We start from the raw sequence: 24711 nt of genomic DNA, 5'->3' as shown, positions 1-24711 counted from the left end.
TGCCGAGCGAGGGAGCACCCTTTCGATGCAAAAGTCTACCCGTGTTTTTCCGTCCCTTCCGGTCACTTTCACCGGCCAGTCGCTGATCTCCCACGCCGGAGCCTCGGTCCTCACCGGGTTCATGGACACCTTGGGTTTCGGCAGGCTCTGCGACGAGCGGCTCGGCCAGTTCGTTCCCTCCGGCGCGAGGCATCGTTCCGGCAGGATCCTTGGATCCCTGGCCGCGATGCTCGCAGCCGGAGGCGAACACGCCTCGGACCTGGACATCCTGCGTTCCTCACCCGGGGTCTTTGGCCAGCTGCCCTCGAACGCGACCGTGTCCCGGTTCTTCGAACGCACCGTGGCCAACCCGGAGCTGTTCAGCTACGGGTTTGAGACCCTCACTCGGGAACTGCGCAGCAGGGTCTGGGACGCTGCCGGGGACCGGAACCCGGCCCTGTCCGCGACGGCCGCGGACCCGCTCATCATCGACATCGACGCCACCTTGGTGACCTCGCACTCCGATAAGGAAAACGTCGCCGGCACCTATAAAGGCGGTTACGGGTTCGCCCCGTTTATCGCGTCCTGTGATTACGGCACCGGTCACGGGTCCGGGGAAATCCTCGCCGCGATACTGCGCCCCGGGAACGCCGGGGCGAACAGCGCCGAGGACCACATCCGGGTCTTCCACACCGCCATCGCCCAACTGCCCGCGGGCTTCTTCAACGACACCGGGACGCTGGCCGGGGAGAAGGTCCTGGTCCGCACCGACAGTGCCGGGGCCTCACGGAAGTTCCTCTGGCACCTGCACAGCCTCGGCGTGCAGTTCTCCACCAGCTACACCCTCCCGCTCGGCAAGGCCCACATGATCGACTGGATCACCAACAAGGAGTACTGGCAACCGGCACTGGACCAGCACGGGACCGAACGTACTGATGCGTGGGTCATCAACGCCACCGACGTCATCGCGCTCACCGACTACCCGCCCGGCACCAAACTGTTCCTCCGGGCGGAGCCGCTGCACCCCGGCGCGCAGCCGACCCTGCTCGATACCGACGGGCACCGGATCACCGCACTCCTGACCAACTCAGCGCGCTGGCACGGACCGTTCCTGGACGCCCGCCACCGAGCCCGCGGCAGGTGCGAGAACAGGATCAAAACCCTGAAAAACACCGGCCTGGGCAAGCTGCCGTTCTTCGACTTCGCCGCGAACCAGGCCTGGGCAAACATCGCAGCACTCGCCTTCAACCTGGTCTCCTGGCTCCAGCTCACGGCCCTCCCGGACGGCCACCACGCCAAGGCCTGGGACATCAAACGCTGGCGCTACCGGCTCTTCGCGACCGCAGGAAAAATCATCACCCGCGCCCGCCGAACCGAGTTGCTGCTGCCCGAATCAGCGCCCGAGAAAGACCTTCTGAGACTGCTCCTGGCGACCACCGGCCGCTTCAAACAAATCCTGCCGGCCCCCGGCTGAACCCCCGCTGATCCTGTCCGAAGAGAAGCCCCAAGACCGGAAGTGGAACCGGCGCCAACCCGAAGCGAACCAACGGGCCGCACCACACTGCCCGAAAACAGAAAACAACCACCGACCAAACGGCCGACCGCAACCAACGCCCATCACCCGACCTCATGGGGACTGTCTGAATAACGGTGTGTGGGGTCCGGCCTGATCCGAAAGGAGACGGCCGTGTCAGAGTCCACGACCGAGATGACAGGGGTGATGATCGATCCTGTGACGGGAGAGATCATCGATCAGAAGGAGCTTGCCGAGCGGTTGCTCGCGCAGGCCAAGGAGCAGGGCGTGAGCCTGGTAGGCCCGGGCGGGCTGTTGAACCAGCTCACGAGGAATGTGCTGGAGACCGCGCTGGAAGCGGAACTGACCGAGCACCTCGGGCACGAGCATGGCCAGACGCCGATCGCAGCCAACATGCGCAACGGCACCAGGTCCAAGACCGTGCTGACCGAGATCGGCCCGGTCGAGATTGAGGTGCCCCGGGATCGGGACGGCTCGTTCGAGCCGGTGATCGTGCCCAAGCGAAAGCGGCGTCTGGACGGGATCGACCAGATCGTCCTCTCGCTGTCCGCCCGGGGGCTGACCACCGGGGAAATCGCCGCGCACTTCGAGGAGATCTACGGGGCCAAGGTCTCCAAAGACACCATCAGCCGCATCACGGAGAAGGTCGCCGGAGAACTGGCCGAATGGTCGGCCCGACCTTTGGACCCGGTCTATCCGGTGCTCTTCGTTGACGCGGTCGTGGTCAAGGTCCGTGACGGGCAGGTGCGCAACACCCCGTTCTACGTCGTCATGGGCGTCACCGTGAACGGGGAGCGGGAGATCCTGGGCATCTGGGCCGGCGACGGCGGCGAGGGTGCCCGGTTCTGGCTGCAGGTATTCTCCGAGCTGAAGAACCGGGGCGTGGAAGATGTGTTGATCGCTGTCTGCGACGGGCTCAAGGGCCTGCCGGAGGCGATCACGACCACGTGGGAGCGAACGGTGGTGCAGCAGTGCATCGTGCACCTGATCCGCAACAGCTTCCGCTACGCCGGACGCCAGCACCGCGACGGCATCGTCAAGGCGCTCAAGCCGGTCTACACGGCCCCGTCCGAGCAAGCGGCGAAGGACCGGTTCGCTGAGTTCACGGCCGAGTGGGGTCAGCGATATCCGGCAATCGTCCGGCTCTGGGAGTCCTCCTGGGCGGAGTTCGTGCCCTTCCTGGAGTACGACGTGGAGATCAGGCGGGTGATCTGCACGACGAACGCGATCGAGTCGATCAACGCCCGCTACCGGCGGGCCGTCAGGGCCCGCGGGCACTTTCCAAACGAGGCCGCTGCCCTGAAATGCCTGTATCTGGTCACCAGGTCTCTTGATCCCACCGGCGGCGGTCGGGCACGCTGGGTGATGAGGTGGAAGCCTGCACTAAACGCGTTCGCGATCACCTTCGCCGGCCGGTTCGAAAGAACCACTCACTAATGAAACCGGCCGGATCCACACACCGTTTATCTGACAGACCCACCTCATGAAAAATCGGGGTTAGTGAGCGTCGATTTTTCGAGAGAGTTCTAGAGCGGTGTTAGGCGGACTAATGACGATCAGCTTTGAGTTGCGTTGCGCTGTGCCTGCGGATGCGCTCAGTATGGCCAGAGTTCATGTGGGCACCTGGCGTGAAACCTATCGAGAGTTGATGAGCGATGGCGTGTTGGATGATCCAGTGCTCTTGGACTCGCGCGAAAAATTTTGGCATGCAATGCTGACCGATTCTCACTTTGAACAGAACAGGGTCGTCGTCGCTTCGCGTCGAGGCGCCTTGATAGGCATAGCCATGGCGGGTCCTTGTCTTGAGGACGGGGAGGGGATAAGTCAGCTGTATGTTCTCTACGTATATGCGGCGTTTCACGGGGCGGGGGTCGGCGCTGCGCTCCTCAATGCAGTCATCGCCCCTGGCGCGCCTGCTGCGCTGTGGGTCGCCGATCCTAATCCGCGAGCACAAGCCTTTTACCGAAAGAATGGCTTTGTCGCCGATGGCGCTGTGAAGATCGAGGACGACGTGCGGGAAGTCCGAATTGTGGTGCCCACGGTCCGCAGCATGTATGCCCCTTCTGGCACACGTATCGGAGGCGCGGGCCAGCACTCAACTCATCAATACCGGCTCAAGAACGCAACGCCGTCAGCTGGCCTCCAGCGTATTCCAGGCCGGCAGCACATGGAACCGGCTGGAGGAGTTTGTGTTTTTGTCTGACTCTGAGCCAAATCGGAGGCTTCGCCGAGCAGTGGAATCTGACGGAGGACACACATTTCCGGTCACCGCCAGCCTTGGTCCCCCGCACTGCCAACGCCTACGAGGATGGGACGGTTCCGGACGACCTGGGTCTCCTGAATATTCCCGTCCGCGATCTCGATTCCGGGGCGCGTAGTACGAACGTGAAAACCGCCGGCCCGTGAATGCGTGTATTGCAGAGCCTGGCACCCGATGGTACAACTGAGTCACCGCCGACTAGGTTGGCCATGTTATGTCTCTGCAACCGGGCTCAGGAAAAGTACCCGCGATAAATACGGAGTTGGCCTGCTCCCTCCGTAACTCAACTAGCAATAACTCTTCGCTTAGCGGTCCTCTTTGAGGGGAATCTCAGCAGGGAGATTGGCTGAGGCCATGGATCTGGTCTTCACCATAATGCATCCGCCCCTGGGCCAGGTTCGAGGGGACGTGCAATGACTCCACGCCAGCTCATTTGTGTGTTGGGGGTAACTGCAGGCGTCCTGGTCCTTGTCTTGGTTTCTGTTGACTGGTCGCCCACGGCACTTCAAGATCCCGCACGAACCATAGGCCTGAATGCCCAAGGCGTGGTCCGATGGGGGGAACACCCGAACCGGGCACCGTTCTCAGCACTTGAGTTGGCGTTGTTTATAGGCGTGGGGCTTGCTTTCGTAGTGGCCGGAATCACCGCCTGGCGGAGCCGGCCGACGCGGAACCCGGGCATGCTGTTGTGCGCTGCGGGCTGGCTGTGGCTGGCGGCGGGTATACGTCGCTCCAGCGACCCTCTGGCTTTCACGCTCGGGGTGACACTCACGCTCATGTATCAGCCGCCTTTGCTGCATCTGGCTCTCAGCTTTCCCTTGGGCGTGCTGCGCACCAGGGCCGAGAAGGCTGCGGTCGGTTTCTTCTTCAGTTCCTGGCTGGTGGCCTCCGTTCTGGGCTGGGCGTTCTTTGACCCGCGATTGCACGTTGCGGTGGGGGAGTCCACCTCCCGGAACCTGCTGCTTCTATGGGACAGCGCGGAGATCATGACCACACTTGGTAATGCGATCCGCACGTTCCAGATCGCGGTGGGAGTTGCGATCGTGGTGGTTCTCATCGGCCGGTGGCGCGCAGGCACGAAAGCATACCGGTCCTCATTCTTGCCGCTTTGGCTTGCGGTCATCGTAAAGACGGCGGCCACCGTATGGGTGTCGCTGGCTGTGATCCAGCTGTCAGGGTCTTTGTCCATCGAGGCGCTGCTCTGGCAATATCCGGCCACGGCAATTGTGCCGCTCGCAGTTCTGTTCGGGCTCTGGCGCTACCGGTTCGCGCGGGGCACCCTGGGTGATCTGATGATCGAAGTCGGCTCCGCTCCGATGAGTGACAGGCTGGTGGCGGCGCTTCGCCGATCCGTTCATGATCCCACCCTCATACTGCTCCGTTGGATACCTGACCAGGCGTCTTTTGTAGACACCGCGGGAGTCCCACAGCCGTTGCCGGACGGTTCAAACGGGCGCGCCTCCATGGTGTTGGAGCGCCACGGAACACCGGTAGGGGCCTTGGTTTTTGACGGCGCCCTCCAGGACCAGCCGCAACTGCTTGCCGCTGTACGTAGCGCAACTTCCCTGGCATTGGAAAACCAGCAGATGGAACAACAGCTCAGGGAGCAGCTCGTTGAGGTCCGCCGGTCCCGGGAACGGATCGTCACGGCAGGAGACTCCCGGCGTCGTCAGCTCGAACGGGATCTTCATGACGGCGCCCAGCAACGACTGGTGGCGGTGTCCATGGAGCTTGCGCGAGCCAAACGCGCGACAGATCCTCAGGAATTACGAAGCCTGGTCGAGCAGGCAAGGGCCCATCTTTCGGATGCTCTTAATGAACTGCGCGAATTGGCCAGGGGTGTGTATCCTCCTTCGTTACGGGAAAGGGGTTTGGCGGGCTCCATCACGGCGCTCGCCGAGCGGTCAACATTGCCGGTGGAGCTGGACCTCCGGTCATGCAGCGGGCTGCCGGCTCACGTGGAGTTGGCCGCCTACTTCATCTGCGTTGAAGCCGTCACCAATGCCGCTAAATACGCGGAGGCGTCCTCAGTGCGAATCTGCATCGACGCAAATGAAAGTGAGATGCGAATGGAGATAGCGGACGATGGCATTGGTGGTGCGCAGCCCGGCCCCGACGGCGGACTGCTGGGGGTTGCCGACCGTGCCGCGGCGCTCGGCGGAACCTTGTCAATCGACAGTCCTACTGGAAAAGGTACGACGCTACGCGCCATCCTCCCTTTCTCCACTGACCCGGAGCGTGACCTGCCATGACACTGCGTGTTGCGATTGCTGATGACTCGGCTTTGTTACGCCGAGGACTGTCCGCCTTGCTGCAGTCGGAGGGACTGGAAGTCGTGGGCGAGGCTTCCGACGGAGCGAAATTGTTGGACGTGATTGACACACACGGTGCCGATGTCGCGGTCGTTGATATCCGTATGCCTCCCACGTACACGGTTGAGGGCATCCAGGCCGCTGAGACCATAAAAAGCAGGTACCCCGAGACAGGCGTTCTCCTGCTGTCCCAGTACGTGGAAACGGAAAACGCGATGTCACTCCTGAAGAACGGAGCCAAGGGCCTGGGCTACCTGCTCAAGGAACGCGTGTCCGATGTTGACGAATTCATTGACGCACTCCAGCGCGTTTCTGCTGGAGGCACGGCCATCGACCCTGATCTTGTGACACGGCTTGTGACCCGCCCACATGCAGGTCACGCTCCAGGAGATGACCTCACGAGCCGGGAGCGGAGCGTCCTTGAACTGATGGCCGAAGGGCGCACCAATCAGGCAATAGGAAAGTCACTTTTCCTTGGGGAGCGGACCGTAGAGGCCCATATCCGAAGTATCTTCCTCAAACTCGACCTGAGGCCTGAACCCGAGGACCACAGGCGCGTGCTTGCCGTCCTCACGTACCTTCGGGGCGGCGGACTGCGCCGGGGGTGACGAATAGTCCGCCGGGCGTGGGTTTCGGCGTGGGAAATGCCGTATCAGGCAGCGCTTTCACTTCGGCTGAAACGTTGTCGGTGGCTTCATTGATCATCTCGGCCGCCTTGAGCGGGGCCAGGATGAGGGACGGCTGGGTTGCGGACGGTGCATGGGGCGGCGCCCGTGCCGGATATGCCAAGTGCAGCGCGGCCACGATGTAATGCGTGCCCGCAGGGCCTCCGAGCGACGGCACTACGATGGTCCTGATCAGTCAAGGCTTGAGGAATTCCCGTGGTTGGCCAAGGCCATCCGGGCGAGTATGTGCTGCGGGTGTCTCTGGACCCGCTTGTCCATCTCGGCCAGAGCCTGCAGCTGTCCTCCGGTCCAGGCACGGTCCAAGTAAAGCGGGATCCTACGCAGCCGTGCAAAGCGCCAGATGGATCAGGCTGACCGGTGCGGGTGTTGTGGACAACACTGACGTACCCCTTGGACTGCCAAGGGCTGGGCAAGCAACCTGTCGGTAAATCCTTGCCGTTTCATAAGTCGATATTGCCTTGGGACTGGACGGGTAAGTATCCCTGCCAGTCTGGGCAGGCTGGCCCCGGCACAGGATGTGCGGGACACTGATTTTGGTGGGGTTTTCAACCTGCCACCGGCGTAAACGGAAGGGACGACTCATGAGCGAGCTCCGCCGCTATAGACGCCTACCGGACCAGTACGTCGTCGCCATTCCTTTGCGTCTGGACACAGATGGGTTCAGCTACCGAAAGTGGGGCGGCGAGCAGCAGTGCAAGCCCGGTGACTGGCTGGTGGACGACGACGGCGACATCCACACCGTCGACGCGGATGTCTTCGCTGCCACTTACCGCCAGATCCGCCGAGGTGCCTACGTTAAATCCACGCCCGTTTGGGCCGAATCTGCCCATGAAGCGGGCAGCGTGGCCACCAAGGAAGGCCGCACCAGCTATAACAAAGGCGACGTCATCGTGTTTAACAACGAAGACGGGACCGACGGTTACGCCATGACCGCCGAAAGATTCAATTCACGATACGAACTGGACCAATGAGGTTGCACGAATGGTTAGCCGGTCAGTAGAGCAACTGCAACTTATTTCCATTCATTCCGGGTTGCTGAGCGTTGCAGTGCCCAAGACGCCAATGCGAGGAATGCCAAGGCCTGGAGGCACAGAAAGGCAATGTCGATGAGCCACTGCTGTGCCGTGGGGTCGTACAGCTGGTCTGCTTCGGCTACCGATGTCTTCTCGAGGCCCGTGGTCGCGGCTGTGGCGGCGTACCCAAAGCGCGCAGGCAGCAGCCACGACACTTGCTCCAAGCCGACGCGTCCGGACAGTGCAAACAGCCCCCCACACAGAACAAGCTGCGCCACGACCAAGGCGAGGAGTGCTGGCAGGGTTTGCACCCTCGATGCGGCAGAGGCTGAGACGGCAAGGCCGGCTGCTGTCATGGTGACGCCAACAGCCGCCACCGCCACCGCAATTTCGATGTTTCCGTTGTCCAACACGAGGGCGTCGTCCGGACCTGGGAGTCCAAGAAGCGCCAGCATGGTGAAGACGGCGCACTGGCAGGTGACCAGAACTCCGAGAACCAAGACTTTACTGAGCAGATATGTACTTGGGGACAAGCCGGCTGCCAGCTCCCGCCGATAGATGGGCCGTTCTGCCACCAACTCTCGCACTCCTAGCGCCGCACCCATGAGAGCGGCCCCGACGACGAGTACGATCAGCCGCTGTTGAATCTGTTTAAGATCGCCTATGGCCTCCATGACGGAGAGTCCTGCCTGGCCCGGAATGGCAAGTGCCATCAGGCCCAGCACCACTGGCAGGCCGATGAGAAGTATGACGGTGAGCCGGTCCGCCGCAACGACCGCCGCGTTGCGGCGGATCAGTGTCCAGAGCTGGCGTCCACGAGCGGCACGCGGCGGCGGGGGCGAGCCGCCCGCAGGAAGCGCAACCGCTGCGGACGTGGTACGCGCCGGGTAAGCGTCGCGGGCAGGTGCCAGCGCATAACGGCCTGCCCACCTCTGGTCCTCCAACGCTGCCAAGGCTTCGGCGAAGTCGTCTACGCCGAAGAACGGCAGCACTTCAGCGGGTGGCCCGAAAAATGCTACTCGTCCGTCCCGGGCAAGGACCAGGACAAGGTCGCACACGTCCAAGACTGGCCCGCTGTGGGACACCACCAACACGATTCGGCTGGCGTCGGCGAGGGCGCGGAGGCTGGCGATGACTTGCTTGTCCAGTCCGGGATCTATTCCGGAGGTGGGTTCGTCCAGGAACAGGAGTTGGGGGGAGGTGAGCATCTCCAAAGCGATCGCCGTGCGCTTGCGCTGACCGTCGGATAGAGAGTCGATCCGCTGATTCATGTGCTGTGTTAGGTCGACGTCTGCAAGGACGTGGCTAACCCGCTCCTCCAACTCTGAGGCGCTCGTGTCGGGCGGTAGGCGCAGTTGAGCCGCGAAATGCAGGGCGCGTCGAACCGTGAGTTGACGGTGAAGGATGTCCTCCTGCGGCACCAGTCCCACGAGAAAGCGCATGTGTGCGTACTCCGCGTAGAGATCTCGACCGTTCCATGTCACGTGTCCGCTGGACGCTTGTTGCAGTCCTGTCACAGCGCCCAAAAGTGCTGATTTTGCTGGTGCGGAGGGGCCGATAACGGCGACCAGCGTGCCCGCGGCCACACTCATGGACACGTCGTCGAGTAAAGGGTCGCCTGCCCCGGTGGTGACTTCCAGATGGCGGGCGCTGAAGATTGGACGATGAGGCGACGGGCTCGCAATCTGCGCGCCATTCCAGACCAGTGTGCTGGAACCCACGCCGATTTGGTCGCCAACCCGGAGTGTCGCTTCGCCGTCGACACGGTTCCCGTTTAGGAAAGTCCCGTTGAAGCTGCCTTCATCGCGTAGAACTGCTTGTTCGCTGATCGCTATCGTGGCATGTTGTCGAGACACCAGCGGGTCGCGTACGACGATGTCACAAGATCGCGAGCGCCCGACGCTGAGGACACGTTGCTTTCCTGGCTCGTGCAGCGGTTCTGTGGTGAGAAGCAGTTCAGGTCCGTCCAGCGCGCCAAGGCGCAAACGTAGGCCCTCGGCATGAAGCGGAACGGGCCGGTCGAGGGCCTGCTCCGCACCGACAATCCAGGTGCCGTTGCGGCTGGTCTGGTCAGCAACCCACCAACCGTCTGTGCTGTGCCATATGCGAACATGCCCGTGACTGACGCGTTCGTCATTGAGGCGCACATCGGCATGCTGGCCCCTACCTATTTCAATTTCCTGCGAAGGCGGAAAGCTCCAGTCGTGCCCGTCCATGTGGATGTGAAGCAAGGGTTCGCTCCTGGACGGCGTCGAGCGCTCTGTCATGGCTTCGCCTCATTTTGTCCGATGCAGGGAACCGGCGACCATATCGAAAATCCCTGTGTTCTTCTCGAAGAGCGAAGACGGCGCGAAGAATACGAGGAGTTGGCTGCTATCCGTATCCAAGACACAGACACGCACCTGCAGGATAACTGACGACGACAGGGGAAGCGTCCCTTCCATGACCTGACCTTTGACCTCGCCGATATTTGCGGTCCCTCGATCAACCAACCGGGCGTCCGTGCCGGGAAGAAGTGCTTCGGCGGTACTGACTCGGGCGGACGGAGACTGCGCGCTTAGCACTGCGGCCTGGTGGTAGATGGTAAGCCCTACGACACCGGCCGGGTCCTGGGTTACGGTTCGGGCCGCGGTTGCTGGCCCGTCTGAATCGTCAGCGAATAGCCCCGTGACGTCTGCAGACGACAGCACGCTGACCGTACTGTCACCCCCCGCTCCGCTGCGGGGTGTCCAGCTTTTGGGGACTTGGAGCGTGTAAGGGACTCCCTTGGTGCTGAACGTCACTCGCTCGTCGGCGGACAGCAACTGGAGGAGAACCAGCACGGCTGCCAAGATCAGGACCAGCACGGCCACCAACGAGCCCAGTATCCAGGCGCGCGGCCGCCTTGCGGACCTGAGGGGTAGTTTCCTCTGGACTGGCCCTCGATGGCGTGCGGCTGGTGCTTTACTGGGCCGTGCCGTGGCGGCGTGCTGCACTTCCGGCGAGCTGGCGGGGACGCTGTGCGCGGCGACGGGCTCCCATGCCGGCAGACTTCGAAGGGTATCCATGGCGTCGATGAGGGCGCCGCACGAGGCAGGCCGTTCTTCCCGGTCTTTTGCCATGCCCGCCTGAATAGCGAGTCCGATCACTGTGGGGACCTCCGGCCGCTCCGCGCAGAGTAGCGGTGGCTCCTCCGTCATGTGGGCCCACAGTTGGGCGGAGTCGTCATCGTAATCAAACGGAGGGTGGCCAGCCAGCAACGCATATCCAACGCAGGCCAGCGCGTAAACGTCCGCTCTACCGTCAACGTCTTCACCCCGGATCTGTTCGGGAGCGACGTAGTCCAACGTACCAAGGAAGTGGCCTGCAGTGGTTACACCCGTGGCGGACGACGCGCGCTTCGTTAGGCCAAAATCGGTTAGGTAGACATGCCGGTGGCCATACACCTGATCGTCGGAAAGCAGTATGTTTCCTGGTTTGATGTCCCGATGCACGAGCCCCGCATCGTGTGCGGCATCCAGGGCGGAGGCGGTGTCTGCAAGGACCCGCATCACTTCGGCCAGTGGAAGTGCGCCGCGGGTGTCCAGTTCCTGCTTTAGATCCGTACCGTGGACGTAGCGCATGGCAATGTACAACAACCCAGATGATTCCCCCGCCCCGTATATAGGAAGAATGTTGGGGTGATCGACGGACGCCGCTAGCCGGGATTCGCGGACGAAGCGTTGCCTGAACTTGTCGTTCGCCGCAAGTTCTGGTGCCAGCAGCTTAAGGGCGACGGGGCGGTTAAGTTGGACATCGAACGCTCTGTAGACAACACCCATGCCGCCACGGGCGATCATCGACTCAATCCGGTAGCCGGCCAGTTCCATCCCTGGATCGAGGTAGTAGGGCTTCACACCCATGATTCATCCGATCCGTTGTCCACAACCGACGCAGAATTGCCATTCCGGCTGAAGCTGCCGGCCGCACTTGAAGCAGAACGCCGGTACCTCCCTCCGGGCACGGGGTGCAAGGGGCCCTGCAAAGCGCGTTCCGCCCCGCGGCCGGACGTGCGCCGCCGTTGGCGTTATGACCCGATTCCGAGGCTGGCGGCGTTGCGAAATGCATGGCCGCCGGCGACTGCGGTGGCCTGAAATGCTCTCCCGCGTCAGTTCGACCCGAGTGGTACTTACCCGGCCCGGCCCGCTCGTCATTGTCCCCGACTTTTGTTAGCTCAGTCCGCTCGACGCTCGCTCGGGAATGGCTGTGAGCCAGCGGTCCAGCCCTCAAAGGCCCCGAGGCTGGAGCGCCCGAGGCCATGGGAGGGCTATCGCCGGCGCCGGGGGCAGTGGCGAAAGCAGCCCTCCGCCGCATCAGCACCACGCTTACCCCGATGACTACCAAAATGACTGCGCCCGCGAGGACGGCTAGAAGCGGCCCGGGCAACGAGGCCGCCGAGGCGGCGTGCTCTGGCGACTGTGCCTGGCCCGCCGGAGCGCGCGTGGCATCTTGCGCACGAGCCTCAGCGAGGCGGTTCCTCGCCAAGGCGGAATCGAAATACGTCAAGGACTCCTGAAGCGCACTTTCTGCTGACCCGCCCTGGTTACCTGCCGCGAGATGGTCGATGCCTCGACGGAAAACGGCGTCAAACCGCGAAGGCGACACCTGAATTCCCGCCTTCGTTAACGCGGCCTTGATGGCCGCTGCCGGCACGAGCGTTGCCTTTCCACCAGGTTGCCGCGAACCCGCCAGACCGAGAACCTGTCCTGTCCCCCGATCAACTACCGGACCGCCGGCCACGCCGTCCCTCAGTGCCCCACCGAGATCCATCGCGAACTGAACGCTCTTGCCGGCCGTGTCAACCGTAGCTGGAAACTCAGCCGGAGAAACCGCTGCTACGGGACGCTTTGTAAAGCCCAGCAGAACGCCGCTGATTTTGGTTGCGGCGGTTGTAGCCAGCACGGCGGTAGGTGCCGCACCACCTCCGCTTATTCGAATAAGCGCGACGTCGTCTGGCTTGGACGGAGCGTTAAGCAACTCGGCAATGACGTCTCCTGGCTTGGACGTGTACGTGTGCACGTGGTACTGGGGCACCCCGAAGAGGATGCAGTGACTGACCTGCTTGTAGCAGTGTTGAAGGTGCGGCCCCCAGTGGGGGTCGGACGTGGACCCCCGAATCGCGGGGTTCCCATTGTTCCCGACAATCGGGACGTGAATCACGTTGGCAAACAGCTCGTTCGCGGAGTAGACAGCGACAGCGTCCTCGTCGACCGTGAGGTTCTCCCACGTGGTGGCCACGATCCCGTCAGCAGACAGCAGTATCCCAGTGGCGGACTTCAGCGGCACGACGGAGCGACCCCGGGAAATCATCGCTACACCAGTGGAAGCGTCGATGTGCGCGATTTCCGCCACTGCCACTAGTTCTATTCGGACGAGGGCTGCCTTTGATCCCTCCATGCCGCTTTGGAGGGTCGCGGTTGGCGAAGGGGCTGGACTACTGGCCCCCGTCACGCCGGCCGCGACGACGATGGCAAGCAGGACCTTAAGCAGCGAGACCAGGGAACGCACAGTGCCGAGTCTCACCGCGGTTTTTCTGCTGAAGACCACAGTTCCCATTGCCGCTAGCCCCCTTCCATTGCCGGTTCAGGGTTACCCAGACCGTATGGTGAGACCATATGCATGAAGCTATATGGGTGAGGCTAACACGCACCGCGACACATCGGAAGACACCGCGTTGACTCGTAAATAACCTCCGCGAAAGGGGATACGTTGCCTCACTAATAATCCTCCGCGTGGGTTGGCGGTTGCCGGGGTGGGCGATGGAGGCTAGGCCGGGTGGATGGGATTGACGATGGCTGAGCGCAAGGCCGTGACGAAGCAGCTGGCCAGGTCCTATCGGGCCGGTGACAGGGTCCGGAAGGGAAGAATCCTGGACGAGGTCGTGGAGTTGACCGGCTGGCACCGGGACCATGCCCGGGCGGTGCTTCGGCATGCTTTGGACCCTCCTCGGCCCAAGCCGGTCAGGCCCGGCCGGGCACCGGTATACGGGGCGGATCTGCAGCCTGCTCTGGTGTTCTGCTGGGCGGTGCTGCGCGCTCCTGCCGGAAGGCTGCTGGCGGCGGTGATGCCAGACCTCGTCCCGATGCTGCGCGACGAGAAGGCCCTGGACATCACGGACGCCCAGGCGCAGCTGCTCGGGCGGATCAGCGCAGCCACGATCGACAGGCGCCTGGCCGGGGAACGGGCCAAGCTGCTGCCGCGGGGCCGGTCCCACACCAAACCCGGATCGCTGCTGAAGTCCCAGATTCCGATCCGCACGTGGGCTCAGTGGGATGACGCCGTGCCCGGCTTTGTGGAGATCGATCTGGTCGGCCATGAGGGCTCGAACAGTTCCGGACAGTACTGCTTCACGCTCACCGTCACGGACATCGCCACTGGATGGACGGTGAACAGGTCCGTGCCCAACAAGGCCCAGAGGCATGTCTTCGCTGCCCTCCAGCAAGCCATCTCTGCCTTCCCGTTCCCGGTGATCGGCATCGATTCGGACAACGGAGGAGAGTTCATCAACAACGATCTTTTCGACTTCTGCCAGGAACAACGGATCACTTTCACCCGCTCACGTCCATATAACAAGAACGACGGGGCCCACGTCGAGCAGAAAAACTGGTCGAGGGTCCGTGAGCTGGTGGGCTACCTGCGCTACGACACCGCCGCGGAACTTGCGCTGCTGAACCAAATCTGGGAGCTGGACCGTACCTTCACCAACTACCTGCTTCCCCAGCAGAAGCTCGTATCCAAGACCCGCCACGGGGCCACGGTGACAAAGATCCATGACGCGCCGGCCACCCCGCACCGCCGCGCGGCCGCCGATCCTCAACCGAAAGGAAGGCGGCAACCCGCATGAACGCCGAATACCGGAAAGTCAGACCCGCGGCCCTGTCCCGGCAGATCCTGGCCCTCACCGGGCAACTCGGAACCCTCGCCACCGCCAAGCAGCCAGCGCCCATCAAACCGCCAGTCAACGAGGACTGGAACCGCCGACCCAACCGGAGGTTTTCCAACGACGCAACGTATGCTCCTTCGCGGAGGTATTGACATGAGCGCCCGCTTCGGGCGCTTCGTGCGCACGGAAAATCGGGTTGGTCAGGCGTTCCATCATTGTCTTCACAGGCCGACGATGGAAAGGTCTGTTCCGGTCTACGCCGGTGTTTCCTTGGTGCCTTCGAGCCCGTACATGAGCTTGGTGTTGGAAGACCTCCACGGGTTTCGTGGATTGTTGCTTCGAGCACGAGCGTCAGACTCCAGATTTGCCCTGTCTTCCCAGGAACAGCACCAAGGACTTAGGCGGCGTGGGTCGCTGCGGCCGTCGCTGCTCGCATAGGAGAAAGTCATGGAAGTGCTGCATTATCGGTGCGCGGGAATGGACATGAGCAAACGGGACGCGAAAGTCTGCGTGCGCGTCCCGGGCGCCCGGCACAACACGTTTACGAAGGTCATCACCGTGACCGGTGCCATGACCAGTGACATCCTTGAACTGCGAAACTACCTCGTGGCAGAAGAGGTCAGCTTGGTGATGATGGAAGCGACCGGGGACTACTGGAGACCCTTTTACTACCTACTCGATCCGGTGCTGAACGTGATCCTGGTCAATGCCCGGCACGCGAGAAATCTCCCCGGTCGCAAACGATGTTTCCGACGCCCAGTGGGTCGCCGAACTCGGCGCCCATGGACTCGTCAGGGCTTCCTTCGTGCCACCCGAACAAATCCGCCAGCTTCGTGACCTCACCAGGTCCCGAACGATCTTCGTCGCCGAGAGAAGCCGCGAGATTCAACACGTCGAGAAACTGCTCGAAGATGCCAACATCAAGATCTCATCGGTCGCCACACGCACACTCGGCGTTTCCGGCAGGGCCATGCTTCAGGCCCTCATCGCCGGCGAACGTGACCCGCTGCTGTTGGCGGATCTGGCCCGTGGACGACTCAAGAACAAGACAGCCCAGCTTACCGAAGCCCTCGATGGCCGCTTCAACGACCACCACGCCTACGCGACACAGATGCACCTGGACCATATCGATTCGCTCAACCAGCGGATCATCAGCCTCAGCGACCGCATCGATTCCGTCATAGCCCCGCTGGCTTGGTGCATCGACCTGCTCACGTCAGTTCCGGGTATCAGCAAGACGTCGCGGAAATCATCATCGCCGAAACAGGGGCCGACATGAAACAGTTCCCCACCGCGGCTCACCTTGCGTCCTGGGCCGGCGTTTGCCCGGGACACAATGAATCCACCGGCAAGATCAAATCCAGCCAGGCACGGCCCGGAAACAGCCACCTCAAAGGCGCACTCGGCATAGCCGCCATGGCAGCAGTCAGGACCAACGGAACCTTCTGGCAATCACGCTACAAGCGGCTGACATCACGCAGAGGGCCGATGAGAGCGGTGGCCATCGAACATTCCATGATCATCACCATCTGGAACATGCTCACAAACGGCACCATATTCGAAGACCTCGGGTCCGATCACTTCCAGCAGACCCGCCGCAGAACGACCGAGCGCCACGCCATCAGCCAACTCCATCAACTTGGCTACACATCCAACTCACGCCGACCGCGCAGCCAACCTGACCCAAAAGACCACCGTGCACCGTCTCCTAACGACGGTGCACTCGCCCCCTGCCATCCCAACGCAGCCGGCCGCGTCCCTCGCCTTACATTTTCACGTCAGGCAACAGGGACACCGGTTTGCTCGTAAGATGCTGCCGCCATCATTGCAGTGGAGTGCCCCCGGGTGCACCATTGACGCCATGGGAAGGCCTGCGCTTTACTGCCTGTGGAGGATCGAACCTGTGCGTCCCTCGGTCGGAGGAGGTACGCGGCGCACTAGCTCCCACCTGCTGACCTGCATGCCGTGCTCTGAAGTATTACCGTCCGTGGGCGAAGCGCAGCGGCCGTCGGATTTACAGGCAAGGTTGGAGCCTGGCTTCCCCTTGTTCAGGAAAGGGTTGCTGCTGCGCGGAGACAAGTGCTGTAGGGGGCGATCGCATGTCACGCATCTTCCTGAGCCATTCGAGCCGGGACACTGTTCAGGCCGTCGCACTGAAGCGGTGGCTGGTCGAGCAGGACGCTGGCCTAACGGACGAGATTTTTCTCGATCTGGATCCCGTAACCGGGATCCAGCCCGGCGAGCGTTGGAAGGAAGCGCTCCGGCGCTCCAATGCACGGTGCGAGGCCGTGATTTGCCTGCTCTCCCGGCACTGGGAGGCATCAGCCGAATGTAGGGCCGAGTTCAGGACGGCGGAGTCCCTGAACAAACTGATCCTGTGCGCCCGGCTCGAGCCTTCGACGGAACGGGGTGTTACTGGAGAGTGGCAGCGCTGCGATCTTTTCGGACACGGCCCCAAAACACAAATTCCGGTGGACGGCGGCGATCGATTTGTCACATTCGAGACGGAGGGTTTGCAGCGGCTGCGCCGAGGCCTTCAGAGGGCGGGCATAGGAGCGGAACACTTTGTGTGGCCACCAAGAAATGATCCGAACCGCGCGCCTTACCGGGGCTGGCAGCCGCTGGAGGAAACGGACGCTGCAGTGTTCTTTGGCCGCGACGGGCAGATTGTCCGAGCTTTAGATGAGCTGCGGGGGATGCGCAGTTCCGGTGTCGAGTCGCTGTTCATGATTCTGGGTCCTTCGGGCGCCGGGAAGTCGTCGTTCCTGCGGGCCGGTTTGCTGCCCCGCCTAAAACGGGACGACCGACACTTTGTGGTGTCGGAGATCATGCGCCCCGAGCGCAACGCGCTGACGGGCGAGCAGGGTTTCGCCCACTCGATTCATGCGTTGCGACGCGGTTTGGGATTGAATCAGCCTTCACTGGCTGAAATCAAGGATGCCTGCGTTGGAAAAGATGCAGAACGGCTCCGGGAGTGGCTGGCGGAGGCGAGAGAGACAGCAGCCTCCCACCTGCCTATGGAGACAGGCGAAACACCCCAGCCCACCCTGGTGTTGCCTTTGGATCAGGCCGAGGAGCTTTTCAACGTGGACGCCGGACCCCAGGCCTCCCAGTTTCTGGAACTCCTGGGACTGCTACTTAGCGGTGACGACGGCCCCGTGCCCGCACTGATTGTTGCTGCCACTATCCGGGCGGATCGGTACGAGATGATGCAAACGGCACCGGAACTGGTGAATGTCGGCGCCCGCGTTTTCGATGAACTCAGGCCGATGCCCGTGGCCCAGTTCAAGGAGGTCATCCTGGGGCCAGCCGCACGGGCTACGGCAGCAGGCCGGCCCCTGAGGGTGCAACCCGATTTGGTCGACAGGCTTCTTGCTGAGTCGGCGGAGGGTGCGGACACTTTGCCACTACTCTCGCTAACCCTTGCCCGACTGTATGCCGACTTCGAAGGGTCCGGGGAACTGACCTTGACCGGATATGAGGCCATTGGCGGCATGAACAGTGTTGTGCAGACAGAAATAGACGCGGTGATCGCGCGGGATCCCATCGAGCGGCAGGCCCAGCTCGAGCAACTGCACACGGCATTTATTCCTTGGCTGGCGACCATCAACCCGGACAATGATCAGCCCATGCGCCGCGTCGCTCGCCTGACGGATCTTCCGGTGCAGGCCCGGTGGCTCATTGATCTGTTGGCGGCCAGACGCCTGCTGGTCAAAGACATTCGTGGTGGCGAGGCCGTCATTGAGGTGGCTCTCGAAAGTTTGCTGCGCCAGTGGAAGGAACTGGCTGGCTGGCTGGCCAACGAACGACAGGACCTCAAGGAGGCGGACAATATTGAACGCGGCGCTGTGGCATGGGAAACCAGCGGCCGCGGAAACGCCTGGCTGCTGGAGGGTGCCAGGCTGACGGGTGCAGAGGTGCTGGCCTCGAAGCCGGGCTTCCGCCACCGCCTTAAGGCTGCCCGGGATTTCCTGATCGCCTCCAGAAGGCGGGAGAACGAACGAATTGTCGCGGCGAAACGAGCCGAGCTTCGGGCCGCTAGAGAGAAGCAGGAAGCCGCAGAGATGCAGGCAATGGTACTGCGGAAAAACGTCCGCGTGCTGAAAGCGGTCCTCATTGCTGTGATTCTGCTAGCGGCAGTTGCCGTTACCGGCTTCGTGCGTGCCACTATCGCAGCAGGAGAGACCTCGGCGCGCACCTGCGGGGCAAGCGGGCTACGGCTGCCATCGGAGACACACGGGATGCAACAGATCCTGGCGCCGCTAGCTCTGCCGGAACGCGTGGTTAACCGGTTGCCGGAGTATCAGGGTTCACGGAACACCGCCGCCTTCCATCTGGACGACCGGCGGCTCGTATTTAATCGCGCCGAACGGACCGTCTGGTTTTGGGATGTGGGGGCCGTCGTTCTTCAGGAAACCGGTGACTAGGATACGACTAGGACGGAAGACCCGAAGGCGCTGCGCTCTCCTCTGATTCCCCGGACCCTTTCGCATCGGCCGCAACGGTGGCTCCGCTTACTCTCGGCAGCCCTGGTCAGGGATAAGTGCGAGAATGCCTGCGGATAATCTCCTGCCATTCGGCTGCCGGTCGTATCGTATTCCTCACTCTGCAAACCCCAAGCCACTGCTGCGGCCAATGAGCCTGTGCAGAAGCGTCTTTGCCTCCGGAATCGGCCCGACCGGGCGTACTGCTCAACGATCCAAAAGGAGCAGGCAAGGAACGGGTATTCCCCTTTCTCTGAGTTGGCGGATGCATACATTCTTGCGATTTACTCATGGTTATTCGGCGTGACCTTGCCCAGCCAGTGGACACAGCCCGTGCCCTCCGCATACGGGAACCTGAACGTGTCAGGGCGAATCCATGCTTCGATCGTGAGCACGCACGCCGGTGGTGGCCGTGCTTTGGGCGCTGGCGTCTTTGACGTGCATGTATGTGGACCTGCGATTAAGGCTATCGCCGGGTCACCGTTGGGTAGTGTGGCCGTCTTTGGATCCCCGAGAATCTTGCCTGCCTAGCCACGCGCAGATGCGTCCTTTTCATTGCCTGCGCCCGTGTGGCCTGTCGTCCAGTAGACGGCGGGCTTATCGTCCAGAACGACGCTGTTATCTGAGGCCCTTGGCGCCGCTGCAAGGCCGGGTGCGGCGGACGCACTGCCGTGCGTGGCGGCGGCACGTGCGGTATTGGTGTTCATCAGTGCCGGGCATCCGCGGTGCCAGGGCATCGACCTCGGGGAGGGGCAGCACCGCGGAATCCCCTGGACCAGCCACCAGGAGACACCGAACAAGGAGCAGCCTCCGCCGTGGCCCGTCCTGAACCTGTTGCGGCCAGGCATCAGCGCGTCGCCGGGCCGGTGTGGACCGTGCCGTGTGTAGGACCTAGGCGATCTCCTGATGAAGGCCCTGGGCGGGCACAGGACTCCCAAGGCCAATAATCGATGATGCCCCAGCGGCCTCAACAGGGGAGTGCTTAAGAGATACAAGTCCCCAGACCGTGCCAGCACGGAAGCGCGCACCACAGCAAGACCACACTATTGATTTATCGGATCAAAGGACAGACTCGGCACATAAAGCCTTACAAGAAAGATCGCCACAAGATGACGGGCGCCGGGTCTGACAAAGTCGAATATCGCCTTTCAAGATTGGAACTTCCATTGTTTCAGAAGCGCACTCCTGCAACAGGAACGCCTTCCCATGCCAAACCTCACCGTCTAATTACCAAAATGGCTGCGGGTGCCTCTCCCTAAGTGTTGGCGGGCCTTCCGCCATAGCGGCAGCCCCCTGCCGCTTAGGCGGCGCCGTGGACCACCAACGGCCGTTTCGATGGCCGCAGTGTTTCGTATATGCCGCTTTGCGCGGCTCTTCTGAAAAGTGAACCTGGTCGGACGCAGATGTCCGCCAACCTTCACACACAAACCACCCATTACACACAAGCTGGCAGGAAGATCCCCACCCCTGACCAGGCTCATGGCAGGGGAACGAGGAAGAACATGCCGATTATCAAGGATCCGCATCTGTTCAATGAGCAGAATCTGTTCATCGACCTGGAAGGAGTGCTGGACCGCCGTCTCTATCTGAAGATCGAGGGGTTCAATTTCGCTGGCTCAATCAAGCTCAAGCCCGCGCGGGAGATGGTTGAGCGCGCCGAGCGCGAGGGGCTGATCGGCCCCGGCTCCATGCTCGTGGAGTCCTCCTCGGGCAACCTCGGGGTCGCGCTCAGCATGATCGCCGCCAGCAAGGGGTACCGCTTCGTGTGCGTGATCGATCCGCGCTGCAACCCGGCAACCCGGCAGCTCATGGAGTCGCTCGGGGCGCAGGTGGACCTGGTCACCGAACCGGATCCCGTCGACGGCTTCCTTGGAGCCCGGCTGAACCACGTGCGGGACCTGTGCGCGTCCGACGAGCGGTACATCTGGCTCAACCAATACACCAATCCCGGCAACAGGGGAGCGCACTACCGCTGGACTGCCCCCGAGATCTCCGATCAGTTCCCCGACCTGGACGTGCTATTCGTGGGAGCCGGGACAACGGGGACCCTGATGGGTTGCGCGCGGTACTTCCGCGAGCACCGGCCCGATGTCCGGATTGTCGCGGTCGACGCCGCAGGATCGGTCTCGTTCGGCGGCCAGCCGGCCACCCGCCTGATCCCGGGACTGGGCATGAGCGTGCGGCCGCCGCAGCTCGACGAGTCCTTGATCGATGACGTGGTGATGGTCGAAGAACTGGACACGGTGCGCGCCTGCCACCGCCTCGCGGCGGCCGGCTTCATGCTCGGTGGCTCCACCGGGACCGTGGTCCACGGCGCCACGTCCTGGCTCGCCGACCACGACGCCCAGGACCTGACGGCGGTGGCCATCTCCCCGGACATGGGCCGCCCCTACCTGGACACCATCTACAACCCCGACTGGGTGCACGATCATTTCGGAGCCGCAGCGCTGGCAACCGCCGATTTGACAGGGGCCCCGGGCCGCCGGTCCGACCCGGTGCCCGGGTCACAGCACCCAGCCCGCGTACCCGTGGCCGCTTACGTGGCCACCGCCGCACTGGGGAGTTTCCTGCGGTGAAAATGCGTCTCGATAACCTGCAGGGCGCCCCGCGTTCCACATCTACCATCGATCCCCGCATTCCTGAGACACCCGCCGCTCCGGCCGGGGACGGCGCTGCAGCCACGCCGGCCACGGGAGCGGACGTTGTCCTGGAGCGCCGGCTGGCGGATCTGCTCGCATCGGTGGTGAACAAGGACGCTGTCCCGGTGAACGCCAACTTCTTCTACGAATTGGGCGCGGACTCGCTGGCGATGGCGCAGTTCTGCGCCCGGGTGCGCAAACAGCCGGACCTGCCGACGGTGTCGATCAAGGACATCTACCAGTACCCCACGATCTCGGCGCTGGCCGCGGCCCTGGCCCCGGTGGAAGAGGCGACGGTGCAGGTGCAGGTGCAGGACCGGTTGGCGGAGATGCTCGCCGGCGTGCTGGACATCGAGCACGTGCCAGTGGGCGCTGACTTCTTTCAGGATCTGGGCGCGGACTCGCTGGTGATGGCGCGGTTCTGTGCCCGGGTGCGCAAGCTGCCGGACCTGCCGGCGGTGTCGATCAAGGACATCTACCAGTACCCCACGATCTCGGCGCTGGCCGCGGCCCTGGGTAGTGCCGAACCGTTGGCTTCGGGCAGCCTGGTGGTTGCAGGCACGCCGGGCTCAAAGGCAACAACTACGGGTACGCCGTTGGCCCGCACACCTGTGGTGGCGTCTGCGCGGAAATCTCGCGGCGGCCGGTACCGCGCTTTCCCCGCGGAACGGGCACGGGCTAGTACGGTCGAGTACGTCGTATGCGGCATGCTGCAGGTGCTGATCTTCCTGGCTTACGCTGCATTGTTTTCGGTGATGTTCGAGAGTGGCCTGGGGTGGATCTGGGCAAGCCGGACTCCGTTTGAGGTCTACCTGAGAAGTGCCGCCTTCGGGGCTGGCAGCTTCGGGGTGATGTGCGCGTTTCCTATCCTGGCCAAATGGGTTCTCGTCGGCCGTTGGAAGCCCGAAGAGATCCGAATTTGGAGTCTGGCGTACGTGCGGTTCTGGTTGGTCAAGACGTTGGTGGTGGCTAACCCGCTGGTTCTCTTTGCAGGCTCCCCACTGTATCTGCTTTACCTGCGTGCCCTGGGAGCCAGGGTAGGGAAGGGCGCGGTCGTTTTCACCCGGCACGTGCCTGTCTGCACTGACATGCTCAGGATCGGCGAGCATGCCGTGATCGACAAGGACACCTTCCTCCTCGGCTACCGAGCCGTCAGCGGTGTGATCCAGACCGGGTACGTGTCAATCGGCAAGAACGTCCTCATCGGTGAGAAGGCCGTGCTGGACATCGATACCTCACTGGGGGACGGGGCCCAGTTGGGCCATGCTTCCTCACTGTATGCTGGTCAGGCCGTTCCCGCCGGCGAGCATTGGCACGGTTCGCCCGGGCGCCGGACGGATTCGGATTACCGTGCTGTCGCACCGGTTGAATGCCGCCCCTGGAAGAGGACGCGGTACGGCATTCTCCAACTGATGCTCCATCTGGGCTTGACGCTCCCGTTGGCATTCGGTGGACTTACATTGGTACTTAAGGTGCCGTGGCTGTCGACCCTCCTCACGGCTCCAGCGGTTTCGTTCACCGGCGCAGCGTTTCTCGGCCTCGTGCTGGCCACCTCCGTGATCGTCTTCTTCGGACGCATCCTCCTCAGCCTCTTTTTTGTCATGACTGTCCCTCGCGTGCTCAACCTCTTTATTAGACCGGATCAGGCCTATCCTCTATACGGTTTCCGTTTCGCATGCCACCGGGCTGTCGAGCGACTGTCCAATCGGCGTTTACTGCACACCCTTTTTGGTGACAGTTCCTTCATCGTCCCGTACCTTCAGCGCCTTGGGTACAAGCTCGCCCCGGTGGTTCAAACCGGGTCGAACTTCGGCACTGAAATCAAACACGACAATCCATACCTCAGCTCCGTCGGCCGCGGAACAGTGGTTGCCAGCGGCATCTCAATCGTCAATGCCAATTACTCCAGCACCTCGTTCAGCCTCTCTCGGACTTCAATCGCGGCCAACAGCTTCTTGGGAAATGAGATCCTCTACCCTCCCCAGTCCAAGGTCGGCCAGGATTGCCTCATTGCCACGAAGGCTCTCGTACCCATCGATGGGCCGGTCCGCGAGGGTGTCGGGCTCTTGGGCTCACCGGCCTTCGAGATCCCCCGCACAGTGCTGCGGGACAGCGAATTTATCCGTATGGCCGGCGACGATGAGTTCCCGCGTCGGCTCGCAGCAAAGAACCGGCACAATCTCGGCACCATCGGGTTGTTCCTGATGGCACGCTGGTTCTACGCCTTTGCTGTCTCCTTCTTCGGGTTCTTGGCGATAGACCTAAACGATACGTTAGGAGCTGCATCAGTGATACTGCTCACGGTGTCCACGCTGCTGTTCAGTGTGTTCTACGGCGTCATCATTGAGCGCGCATCCACGGGATTCAAACCCTTGAAGCCCAAGCACTGCTCAATCTACGACATTGACTTCTGGCGGACGGAACGCTTCTTCAAGCTCGAAGCCGAGGTCAGTCCGCTCTTTAATGGCACGCCGTTCAAGGGCACGATTCTGAAGATGCTGGGTGTACAGGTCGGCAGGCGACTCTTCGACGACGGCGCACAGATGGCGGAGAAAAATCTCATCACCCTCGGCGACGACGTTGCCCTCAACGCTGGGGCCTGGGTTCAGTGCCACTCGCAGGAAGACTACGCCTTCAAATCCGACGCGATCACGATCGGTTCGGGCTGCACGGTCGGCGTCTCCGCGATGATCCTATACAGCGCGAAGATGGGCGACGGCGCTGTGCTCGCGCCGGACTCCTTCCTGATGAAGGGTGAGGAGATTCCCGCGTTCGAGCGTTGGGGAGGTAATCCTGCCGAGGCGTTGGCCGCTTCGGCCTCTGGCCGGCCGGGTCGGCCACTCGGCATTGCCTCACCAGCATCGAGTGGCGGTGCCACAGATGCAGTCGCAGCGTTTTGATCG

At 62.4% G+C, this 24711-nt stretch carries 14 protein-coding genes and 1 pseudogene; 12 read left to right on the top strand and 3 right to left on the bottom strand.

Annotation, left to right across the window (positions count from 1 at the left end):
• Window positions 1–25 precede the first annotated feature (25 nt).
• The 5 genes from ABIE00_RS12700 (at window position 26) to ABIE00_RS12680 (ending at window position 6693) form a co-directional block, all read left to right on the top strand.
• Window positions 26–1453 carry an IS1380 family transposase gene (locus tag ABIE00_RS12700; RefSeq protein WP_354260721.1) on the top strand — a complete coding sequence of 476 codons (1428 nt, stop codon included), beginning with the start codon at window positions 26–28 and terminating at the stop codon, window positions 1451–1453.
• A gap of 246 nt (window positions 1454–1699) precedes the next feature.
• A complete protein-coding gene (locus tag ABIE00_RS12695; protein ID WP_354263269.1) occupies window positions 1700–2950 on the top strand; it encodes an IS256 family transposase in 1251 nt (416 codons plus the stop codon).
• A gap of 112 nt (window positions 2951–3062) precedes the next feature.
• Window positions 3063–3716, top strand: a complete 654-nt coding sequence (locus tag ABIE00_RS12690) for a GNAT family N-acetyltransferase (RefSeq protein ID WP_354260719.1) — start codon at window positions 3063–3065, stop codon at window positions 3714–3716.
• A 737-nt stretch (window positions 3717–4453) separates the two neighbouring features.
• Window positions 4454–6025 carry a sensor histidine kinase gene (locus tag ABIE00_RS12685; RefSeq protein WP_354260717.1) on the top strand — a complete coding sequence of 524 codons (1572 nt, stop codon included), beginning with the start codon at window positions 4454–4456 and terminating at the stop codon, window positions 6023–6025.
• Window positions 6022–6693, top strand: a complete 672-nt coding sequence (locus tag ABIE00_RS12680; RefSeq protein WP_354260715.1) for a response regulator transcription factor — start codon at window positions 6022–6024, stop codon at window positions 6691–6693. Before ABIE00_RS12685 ends, ABIE00_RS12680 begins: the two co-directional genes overlap by 4 nt.
• On the opposite strand, the gene ABIE00_RS12675 is transcribed toward ABIE00_RS12680, so the two are convergent.
• Window positions 6656–6928: a hypothetical protein gene (locus ABIE00_RS12675; protein WP_354260713.1), complete on the bottom strand. Its 273-nt coding sequence runs from the start codon at window positions 6926–6928 to the stop codon at window positions 6656–6658. The two genes, ABIE00_RS12680 and ABIE00_RS12675, sit on opposite strands and share 38 nt — an antisense overlap.
• 424 nt (window positions 6929–7352) lie before the next feature.
• Between ABIE00_RS12675 and ABIE00_RS12670 the strand changes: the two genes are divergently transcribed.
• Window positions 7353–7742, top strand: a complete 390-nt coding sequence (locus ABIE00_RS12670; protein ID WP_354260711.1) for a hypothetical protein — start codon at window positions 7353–7355, stop codon at window positions 7740–7742.
• A gap of 41 nt (window positions 7743–7783) precedes the next feature.
• On the opposite strand, the gene ABIE00_RS12665 is transcribed toward ABIE00_RS12670, so the two are convergent.
• Window positions 7784–10051 (bottom strand): FHA domain-containing protein, encoded by a 2268-nt coding sequence (locus ABIE00_RS12665; RefSeq protein WP_354260709.1) that lies wholly within the window; start codon window positions 10049–10051, stop codon window positions 7784–7786.
• Between the two features lie 9 nt (window positions 10052–10060).
• Entirely contained in the window at window positions 10061–11665 is a 1605-nt protein-coding gene (locus ABIE00_RS12660) for a serine/threonine-protein kinase (protein ID WP_354260707.1), read from the bottom strand.
• Window positions 11666–13593: 1928 nt separating this feature from the next.
• Between ABIE00_RS12660 and ABIE00_RS12655 the strand changes: the two genes are divergently transcribed.
• The 6 genes and pseudogenes from ABIE00_RS12655 to ABIE00_RS12625 all read left to right on the top strand — a co-directional run bounded on the left by ABIE00_RS12655 (window position 13594) and on the right by ABIE00_RS12625 (window position 24708).
• Window positions 13594–14646, top strand: a complete 1053-nt coding sequence (locus ABIE00_RS12655; RefSeq protein ID WP_354260705.1) for an integrase catalytic domain-containing protein — start codon at window positions 13594–13596, stop codon at window positions 14644–14646.
• Window positions 14643–14837, top strand: a complete 195-nt coding sequence (locus tag ABIE00_RS12650) for a hypothetical protein (RefSeq protein WP_354260703.1) — start codon at window positions 14643–14645, stop codon at window positions 14835–14837. The genes ABIE00_RS12655 and ABIE00_RS12650 overlap by 4 nt, the downstream gene beginning before the upstream one ends.
• Before the next feature lie 295 nt (window positions 14838–15132).
• A pseudogene (locus tag ABIE00_RS25965) lies at window positions 15133–16332 on the top strand (IS110 family RNA-guided transposase); the annotation flags it as partial.
• 452 nt (window positions 16333–16784) lie between these two features.
• Complete coding sequence (locus tag ABIE00_RS12635) at window positions 16785–19112, top strand: toll/interleukin-1 receptor domain-containing protein (protein WP_354260697.1); 2328 nt, start codon at window positions 16785–16787, stop codon at window positions 19110–19112.
• A 1559-nt stretch (window positions 19113–20671) separates the two neighbouring features.
• On the top strand, window positions 20672–21745 hold the full coding sequence (gene sbnA, locus ABIE00_RS12630) for a 2,3-diaminopropionate biosynthesis protein SbnA (RefSeq protein ID WP_354260695.1): 1074 nt from the start codon (window positions 20672–20674) through the stop codon (window positions 21743–21745).
• Between the two features lie 2 nt (window positions 21746–21747).
• Window positions 21748–24708, top strand: a complete 2961-nt coding sequence (locus ABIE00_RS12625) for a Pls/PosA family non-ribosomal peptide synthetase (protein ID WP_354260693.1) — start codon at window positions 21748–21750, stop codon at window positions 24706–24708.
• Window positions 24709–24711 lie beyond the last annotated feature (3 nt).

Source organism: Arthrobacter sp. OAP107, assembly GCF_040546765.1.
Taxonomy (GTDB): domain Bacteria; phylum Actinomycetota; class Actinomycetes; order Actinomycetales; family Micrococcaceae; genus Arthrobacter.
This window is presented reverse-complemented; position numbering and strand designations above follow the sequence as displayed.